Here is a 6,081-nt window from a genome sequence, read left to right on the forward strand (position 1 = left end):
GCTCCGATCGGAGCGGGATCCGGATCGGCAAGCCCGCGCGGCGTTTGAGCGAAGCCGACATCCGCCATCCCGAAGGGATCGATCGGATGTCGGATGCGATCGGCGCGGGGGCTCAGCGCCCCGCCACCGCCTCCCGCACCACGCTCTTGACCAGCGGCTCCGCCGGAACGCTCGGGTGCCAGAACTGGCCGGTGCGGCCGGCCTCGTAGCCGAACTGGTAGAGGCTGCGCATGTAGCCGGTGTCGAACCCGCGGGCCGTGCTCGTCCGCGGTGCGCTCTCGTCGATATAGGTCAGGTTGAAGCCGATCCCGTTGCGCCGGGCGAACGCGTCGGTGGCCACCAGCGTCGCCCGGGAGCGGGCGCGGCTCGCGGTGGTGAAGGATTTCTCGACGATCGACAGGGTGTTGTTCTTGGTCACGTCGAATTCGGGCTCCAGCCGCCCGTTGATGACCACGTAGATGTCGGCCTTGCCGGCGCTGCGGAAGCGCCCGTCGCGCACCAGGAAGGACTGCGGCAGGGTGAAGACCGGCGTCACCACCGAGCCGTCCACGTGCATCTCCTGGAAGGCGCGGCCCTCGGCCTGCACGTCGAGGAGCTGGGGCGGGAACACCGCCGGGATGCTGGCGGAGGCGGTGAGCACGTCGGTGAAGAGCGAGACCGCGTTGGGCGCGCCGCTCGCGGCGATGGCGCCCATGTTCCAGATCACCGCGCGCTGCGTGTCGAGGTTCGTCGTCACGACGAGCAGGCGGCGGCCCTTGGCGTGCTCCTCGGCGACGGCCTGGAGCAGGTCGGGGGTGACGTAGCGGGCGATCAGGTTGCGCAGCCGCCCGTCGCCGAACAGGCCTGAGCCGAACAGCACGTTGGCGAGGCTCGGGCTCTGCACCAGGGATTCGGCGATGCCGCTGGTGTAGATGTCGGTGAGATAGGAGTCGTAGGCCGGCCCGAGGAAGGCGAAGGGCGCGATCAGGGCGCCGGTCGAGACGCCGGAGACGATGGTGAAGTCCGGCCGCTTGCCCGAGGCGGTCCAGCCGTTGAGCACGCCCGCGCCGTAGGCGCCGTCGCCGCCGCCGCCGGACAGGGCGAGGTAGCTGAAGGTCTGGCGCTTCTTCTGCGGGCCCGCGGCCATCGCCACGAACTCGGCGGCGCTGGCGTCGGCATAGGCCCGGACGCCGACCATGCCGGGCACGGTCGCGGCATCCGCCTGGTCCTTGGTGTAGCTCGTTCGCGGCAGCGAGGAGCAGGCCGCGGCCTGCCCGGCAACCGCCGCGGCGAGGAGCAGGCGCGACCAGCGGAAACGCTTTGGCATCGACATGACCCGAACAAGCCCGGTGGAATGGGGCCAGCCTACACGAAACGAGCTTGGCCGTATTGCGTTCCCGCACATGGCTGCGGTGCTTGCGCGGTCACCGGTGCCGGGGCGTCACAACCTGCGGGGGATGGGTTCGGACGGATCCTCCACGAGGCCCGTCGGCGCGGCTCCTTCGGTGCCTTCGCTGGCGCCGGAAGAGCCCGGCTGCCCGGCGAGGCGCCGTGTTCGATCTCTCGGATTTGTCATATGTTCGAGCTGTGCCCGCAGGTTAGGATGCCCGCGATGTCCGGAGCCGAGACCTCGATCCTGTCCCGCGTCCGCGTTTCGGTCGGGAGGCGTTCATGCTGAGCGGATCGGCGATCCTGCGGGTCGTCCTCCTGATCGCGGCGGCGGCGGGTCTGGCCTGGGTCATCCAATCGATCTGGCTTCGCGGCTCCGAGCCGGGGACCGCGGCACCGGCCGCCATGACGACGACACCCGCCCGGCCGGCGGATGCGGCGTCCGCGCCGTCTCGGTCCGAGCCGGTGCGGTTGGTGAAACCGTCCGAGCCCGCGAGAGAACCTGCAAGGGAGCCAGCAAGAGAGCCGGTCCGGCCGGTCGCCGAGGCACCGCCTCCGCCCGCACCGCCTGCCACCGCGCCCGTGCCGGTCCCGCCGCCGGCGGCGCAGGCGCCGGCCGAGCCCGACCCGGTGGCCGAAGCCGAGGAGAACGCTCCGCCGGCGGCCGTCGCCCTGATCGACCTCAACACGGCCTCGCTCGGCGAGCTGAACGGGCTCAAGGGCGGCGGCGCCATCGGCCGCGCCATCATCCAGCACAGGCCCTACGCCTCCGTTGATCAGCTCCTGAGCAAGCGCGTCCTCAACCGTTCCACCTACCAGCGCATCAAGGATCAGGTGACGGTGCAGTGACGGCCTCGGGCCCGTCGCGAAGGGTCATCGCCGGATTCTGCGGTCGCATTCCGATGGACGAGCAGGCGACAACCGGGCCCGCGAGAAACCGGCGGACCGGTCTCCGGCGGCCCCGCCGTGCATCCGACCCTGGCACAGCGCGCGCCGAGGCCCTAAACAGGGTGGGCATTTCCCCAATCGAAGGCCGAGGCCGCTCCATGCAAACGACATCCGGCGCACCGATCCTCCGCCGGGATCTGGGCGTCGAGGAGACGACGGAATCCGACAACATCGTCCGCTGGGACGGCGAGCGGCTCTACGTCGAGCAGGACATCTACCACAACGGCCAGCTCGTCCACCGCAAGTACCGGCGCACGATCACCGAGCCGGTCGCCCGCGCCCTGCAGGCGATCCTCAAGCGCTCGCAGCAATGAGGGCGGCGGCGCTCGGCCTGCTCGCGGTCCTGGCTGCGCCGCTCTCCGCTCCGCTCGCCGCCGCGCCCGCGGCGGCGCAGGTGCGGGTGACCTTCGCCGCGCCCGAGCGCTACACCGATGCCGAGAACCGCTACGGCTCGGGCCTGTCGCCGCCGGTCGTGCTGGCCGAGATGCGCCGCCTGTTCGAGACGCTCGGCAACCCGGTCCTGGCGCCGGGCCAGACGCTCGACATCGCGGTGCTCGACATCGACCTCGCCGGCCTCGACCGGCCGAGCTTCGGCGCGGCCCAGGGCGTGCGGGTGGTCACCGACATCACCCCGCCCCGCTTCCGCCTGCGCTACGCCCTGAAGGAGCGCGGACGCACGGTGCGGGCGGCGGAGGAGACGGTCACCGACATCAACTTCCTGCTGCGCGCCAACCGCCTCTCCTCCGGGCAGACCTTCTTCTACGAGCGCGAGGTTCTGCGCGACTGGTTCCGGACGCGCTTCGTGCAGGGCCGCCCGCCGCCGGGCTGATCCGGCCCCGTCACACGTCCGACGCCCGCGCCTGTCATACGCCATCCGATCGATCCCTTCGGGATGGCGGATGGCGGCGACGCTCAAGCCCGCGCCGTCAGGGGGGCTGGGGAACGCCGGAAGACATGCGGATCGTCCTCGTCGCCAACGCCGCGTCGGGCTCCTTCGCCGATGGCCCGACGCCGGACGCGATCCGCGCGCGGCTCAGGGCCGCGGGGCTCGACCTCCTTCCCGAGCCGGACGAGACCCTCCCCCTGCTCGAACGCCTGCGGGCCGCCCTGCGCACGGAGGGCGTCGCGGCCGTGGCGGTGCCGGGCGGGGACGGCACGCTCAACTGCGCGGCCGGCGTGCTCGCGGGCAGCGGCGTGGCTCTCGGCATCCTGCCGCTGGGCACCATGAACCTAATGGCCAAGGATCTCGGCATCCCGCTCGACCTCGACGGATCGATCGCGGTGCTCCGGGCGGGGCATGCCCGCGCCGTCGATGTCGGCAGCGTCAACGGCCACCTCTTCCTCATCAACTCGGTGCTCGGCATGCCCGCCCGCATGGTCCGCCACCGCGAGGTTTTTCGCGGACGGCGGCTCGGTATGCCGGCGCTGCTGCGGCTCGCGGCGGCGACCCTGCGCCATCTCGGACCCTATCCGCGCCTTTCCGCCGTGCTCTCGGAAGGCGGGCGGCGGACGCGGCTGCGCGTCCGCCTGCTCGCGGTGGTCAACAACGACTACGCGGAGGGGCCGGGAAAGATTCTGGAGCGGAGCCAGGTCGATGGCGGCGAGTTGACGCTCTACATCGCCCGCCGGCTCTCGCCGTGGCGCGTCGTCCGGCTGGCGCTCGGGTTCGGGCTCGGCCGCTGGCGCCGCCTGCCGGGACTGGAGCGCCGCAGTGCGACCCGCTTCGCCGTCTCCGCCCGGAGGCGCGCGCTGCGGGTGATGAACGATGGAGAGGTCCGCTTGATCGCCCCGCCCCTGCGCTACCGCCTGATGCCCCGCGCCCTCACGGTGATCGTGCCGGAGCCCGGGCGGTGAGACGGCTCGCCCACATCTCCGACCTGCATTTCGGGCGCACCGAACCGGCGGTGGTCGAGGGTCTCGTCGCGGAGCTGAACCGCGATGCGCCGGACCTGATCGTCGCCTCCGGCGACTTCACCATGCGGGCGCGGCGCAAGGAATATGCGGAGGCGCGCGCCTTCCTCGACCGGCTCACCGCGCCCTGGATCGCGGTGCCGGGCAACCACGACATCGCCTATTTCAAGCTCCTCACCCGCTTCTTCCACCCGTTCGGCCGCTACCGGCGCTTCATCGCGCGGGACACCGAGCCGACCTTCCTCGACGACGAGATCGCGGTGGTCTGCCTCAACACGGTGCGGACCTGGGCGCCGGAGACGGACTGGTCTCAAGGCAAGATCACCCGGGCGCAGATCGCCCGCACCGAGGAGCGGCTGGCGGCCCTGCCGGACCACGTCTTCCGGATCGTGGTCGGCCACCACCCGTTCATGCCGCCGCCCTGGGACGCGGAGGCCCGCCTCGTCGGTCGCGCCGACGAGGCGCTGGACGCCTTCCGCCGCCACGGCGTCGGGCTGACGCTCGCCGGCCATCTCCACCGCCACTACGCCCGCTTCGCCGAGGCGCCGGAGACCGGCACCGAGCCCGACAGGGTCGCCGTCGATCGCGGTCGGGCGCAGGCGGGCGGGGCGCGGCTGCTCGCCGTGCAGGCGGGCTCGGCCACCTCGACGCGGCTGCGCGGCAACGAGCCCAACGCCTACAACCGCATCGTCGTCGACGGCGGCCGGGCGACCGTCACCGTGCGGGTCTGGACCGGCGCGGCGTTCGAGGACGCGCGGGAGGACGAGGCCGTGCCCGCTCCGGCCGGGGAGCGGACCGGCGAGGCGGAGCCGGCCGGGCGCTGACCGCCCGGCGCCGCCGTCCGGAGGGTCAGGGCAGCGCCGCCCGCCGCGCGCGGCCGCCCGCGAGGCTGACGGCGAAGGCGACCGCGAGGTTGAGCGCCAGCGCCACGACGCCGATGTTGAGATCCTGCACCGGACCCGGCAGGCCGGGGAACAGCTTGGCGAGGGTGTAGCCGCCGACCACCGTCACCGCCACCGCGGCCACACCGGCCAGGATGCCCGCCATCGCCCCCGCCCGGGTCAGCGGGTTGTTGGGCAGGAGACTGAAGAAGAAGGCGGGGAAGAGCTGCGTGACGACGGCGTAGCCGATCAGCAGCAGCTGCACGATGGTCTCGCCGCCGTAGAGGGTGAAGCCGACGCAGGCGAGCGCCAGCAGCGGCGCGATGCCCTTGGCGAGCCGACCCGTGGAGGCGTCGGTCGCGTTGCGCGCCAGCGGCCGGTAGAGGTTCTGCGCGATCAGGGTCGAGCCGGCGATCAGGATCATCGAGCCCGGCACCAGGGCGGTCAGCACGCCGGTGGCGCCGATGACGCCGACGAACCAGGGCGGGAAGGTCTGCAGCGCGATCTTGAACAGCGAGAGATCGACGTCCGGCCCCGTCAGCCCCGGCACCTGCAGCACCGCCGCGAAGCCCGCGAAGAACACGAACAGCAGCATGAGCTGGTAGAGCGGCAGGAACACCGCGTTGCGGCGGAAGGTGCGCGCGTCGCTCGCGGTGTAGATCGAGGCGAAGATGTGCGGGAACATCCAGCCGCCGAGCGCGGTCAGGAGCGTCGTCGAGGCGAACCAGGTCGCGCTCTGGCCGCGGTCCGGCAGCGCCAGGAAGCCGGGCTTGGCCCCATCGATCGCGGTGAACATCGCGCCGATGCCGCCGTAGTAGTGATACGGGAGATAGATTCCCAAGAAGATCACTACGAATAGGATCATGAAATCCTTGAGCACGGCGGTCCAGGCCGAGCCGCGCACGCCCGAGACCATGACGTAGACGGTCAGCACCGCCGCGCCGATCCAGATCGCCAGCGTCGGCGAGATCGC

Annotated in this window: 7 protein-coding genes; 5 read left to right on the forward strand and 2 right to left on the reverse strand. The window is 72.0% G+C overall.

The genetic code is table 11. The features are described 5' to 3' along the window. Positions 1 to 112: 112 nt before the first annotated feature. Entirely contained in the window at positions 113 to 1,306 is a 1,194-nt protein-coding gene (locus tag MFF42_RS20635; RefSeq protein ID WP_238257422.1) for a patatin-like phospholipase family protein, read from the reverse strand. A gap of 344 nt (positions 1,307 to 1,650) precedes the next feature. On the opposite strand from MFF42_RS20635, the gene MFF42_RS20640 reads away from it, so the two are divergent. The 5 genes from MFF42_RS20640 (at position 1,651) to MFF42_RS20660 (ending at position 5,051) form a co-directional block, all read left to right on the forward strand. Continuing rightward, on the forward strand, positions 1,651 to 2,217 hold the full coding sequence (locus tag MFF42_RS20640) for a ComEA family DNA-binding protein (protein ID WP_238257423.1): 567 nt from the start codon (positions 1,651 to 1,653) through the stop codon (positions 2,215 to 2,217). Positions 2,218 to 2,414: 197 nt separating this feature from the next. Continuing rightward, complete coding sequence (locus MFF42_RS20645) at positions 2,415 to 2,630, forward strand: hypothetical protein (protein ID WP_012456626.1); 216 nt, start codon at positions 2,415 to 2,417, stop codon at positions 2,628 to 2,630. Next, on the forward strand, positions 2,627 to 3,145 hold the full coding sequence (locus tag MFF42_RS20650) for a DUF3016 domain-containing protein (protein ID WP_238257424.1): 519 nt from the start codon (positions 2,627 to 2,629) through the stop codon (positions 3,143 to 3,145). Before MFF42_RS20645 ends, MFF42_RS20650 begins: the two co-directional genes overlap by 4 nt. A 125-nt stretch (positions 3,146 to 3,270) precedes the next feature. After that, a complete protein-coding gene (locus MFF42_RS20655) occupies positions 3,271 to 4,170 on the forward strand; it encodes a diacylglycerol/lipid kinase family protein (protein WP_238257425.1) in 900 nt (299 codons plus the stop codon). Further along, positions 4,167 to 5,051, forward strand: coding sequence for a metallophosphoesterase family protein (locus MFF42_RS20660; RefSeq protein WP_238257426.1), 885 nt, complete (start codon positions 4,167 to 4,169; stop codon positions 5,049 to 5,051). The genes MFF42_RS20655 and MFF42_RS20660 overlap by 4 nt, the downstream gene beginning before the upstream one ends. Before the next feature lie 25 nt (positions 5,052 to 5,076). Here the strand turns inward: MFF42_RS20660 and MFF42_RS20665 are convergent. After that, the coding region (locus MFF42_RS20665; RefSeq protein WP_238257427.1) for a sodium:solute symporter family protein at positions 5,077 to 6,081 on the reverse strand (1,005 nt) is incomplete at its 5' end.

The organism is Methylorubrum podarium, assembly GCF_022179745.1.
GTDB lineage: Bacteria > Pseudomonadota > Alphaproteobacteria > Rhizobiales > Beijerinckiaceae > Methylobacterium > Methylobacterium podarium.

Coding starts and splice junctions, on each gene's coding strand:
- MFF42_RS20635 (WP_238257422.1), bottom strand. CDS start 1,306: ATGCCAAAGCGTTTCCGCTGGTCGCGCCTGCTCCTCGCCGCGGCGGTT.
- MFF42_RS20640 (WP_238257423.1), top strand. CDS start 1,651: ATGCTGAGCGGATCGGCGATCCTGCGGGTCGTCCTCCTGATCGCGGCG.
- MFF42_RS20645 (WP_012456626.1), top strand. CDS start 2,415: ATGCAAACGACATCCGGCGCACCGATCCTCCGCCGGGATCTGGGCGTC.
- MFF42_RS20650 (WP_238257424.1), top strand. CDS start 2,627: ATGAGGGCGGCGGCGCTCGGCCTGCTCGCGGTCCTGGCTGCGCCGCTC.
- MFF42_RS20655 (WP_238257425.1), top strand. CDS start 3,271: ATGCGGATCGTCCTCGTCGCCAACGCCGCGTCGGGCTCCTTCGCCGAT.